Here is a 1,309-nt window from a genome sequence, read left to right as displayed (position 1 = left end):
CGGCCGGGTCGAGGGCCTCGGCCTGGCGGCTGTCATCCAGCCCGCGCAGGCCCGGCAGCAGGGCCGGCGAGCTGCCGTCGGACAGGCTTTCCAGCGGCAGATGGCCGGCCTGGCGCAACACTTGTTGCAGGTGATCCAGGGCCACGCGGCCGGTTTCCTCGACGCGGCCGGCATCGTCCATCTCCTGGTAAGCCTCACGCGCCTGCTGCAGCAGCGTACCGGCCACCAGCACCACCAGGAGGCCGATGGCCAGCGCAATCATCAGTTCGACCAGGGTCAGTCCGGTCTCATGCAGACGCATCGCGCGCGCCGGGAAGGGGGATTGCGCCGGCATCGTCAGCGGCCCAGGTTCAGGCTCACCAGCGGCGCGGCGGCAGCGGCCGTCCCCTTGGCCGAGCCGGGGCGGTGCCAGGCCATCTTCAGGACGGCTGGGCTGCTTTCCATGCCGTCGCAGCGCCAGTCTTCGGGGGGCGGGCGCGGGCCGTCACGGCAGACGATGACGCGCGCTTGCGGGAAATCGCGGACCAGCCGGCCGCTCCAGTCGGCCAGGCTGGCCCGGACGAAATCGGCCGGGCTGCAGGCACTCTGTTCGCAATCCGCATGGGCCGTGAACGGCTTGCCCGCCGCGAGGGAAAACAACAGGGGATCGGCGACGCCAGCGCTGGCCGGCAAGGCCGCGCGCAGTTCGGCCAGTTCCTGCGCCATCAGGGTGGCACGGGCGTGCAGACTGCTGTCCTGGCTACTGCGCAGCGCGTGCAGTTGCAGCATGGCGATGGCCAGCGCACCGGTGCCGATGACCAGCATGGCCACCAGCACCTCCATCATCGAGAAACCTCGGGAGCGACCGCGCATGGGAAATCCTGGAAAGGAAAGCCCGCGAGTCTAGAGAAAAAGAAAATGCCGCTCCAGCAAAACCCCGAATCAGTGTACTGCTATCGAAAACTTCAGAAGGAAGAGCCCGGTTGCTTGAGGAAGTCGACTTCTTCCGGGGTGCTCTCGCGCGCCAGGATGCGGTTGCGGTGGGGGAAGCGTCCGAAGCGCGCGATCACGGCGTGGTGTCGTCGCGCATAGTCGGCATAGCCGTCAAAGGTCGCCTTGTCTTCCGCGCTGGCCGCCTTGGCCAGTGCGCCCATGAGCTGCACCACATACTCCTGGTCGTCGAGGTCTTCGGCGTGTTCCAGCGGCAGGTAGAGGAACACCCGGGCCAGCGGCGGCAAGTCTGCATCCAGGCCCATGGCCAGCGCCAGATGGCTGCACTGGCGTGCCAGTTCATCGTGCGCGAAGGCCTGGGCGGGTCGCGTAGATGTGC

General features: G+C 67.9%; 3 protein-coding genes. All 3 read right to left on the bottom strand.

Annotated elements, in window-relative coordinates:
• Positions 1-334: PilW family protein (locus tag I5W_RS28960; protein ID WP_044531851.1), on the bottom strand; the 334-nt coding region annotated here is incomplete at its 3' end.
• A gap of 2 nt (positions 335-336) precedes the next feature.
• Entirely contained in the window at positions 337-852 is a 516-nt protein-coding gene (gene pilV, locus I5W_RS28955; protein WP_034335787.1) for a type IV pilus modification protein PilV, read from the bottom strand.
• A 92-nt stretch (positions 853-944) separates the two neighbouring features.
• On the bottom strand, positions 945-1,309 hold a 365-nt coding region (locus tag I5W_RS28950; RefSeq protein WP_044531850.1), incomplete at its 5' end, for a DUF924 family protein.

The organism is Herbaspirillum sp. B65, from assembly GCF_000333555.1.
In the GTDB taxonomy this organism is placed as follows: Bacteria; Pseudomonadota; Gammaproteobacteria; order Burkholderiales; family Burkholderiaceae_D; genus Herbaspirillum; species Herbaspirillum rubrisubalbicans.
Note: the sequence above shows the minus strand (reverse complement) of the source record. Positions and strands in the feature narration are given on the sequence as shown.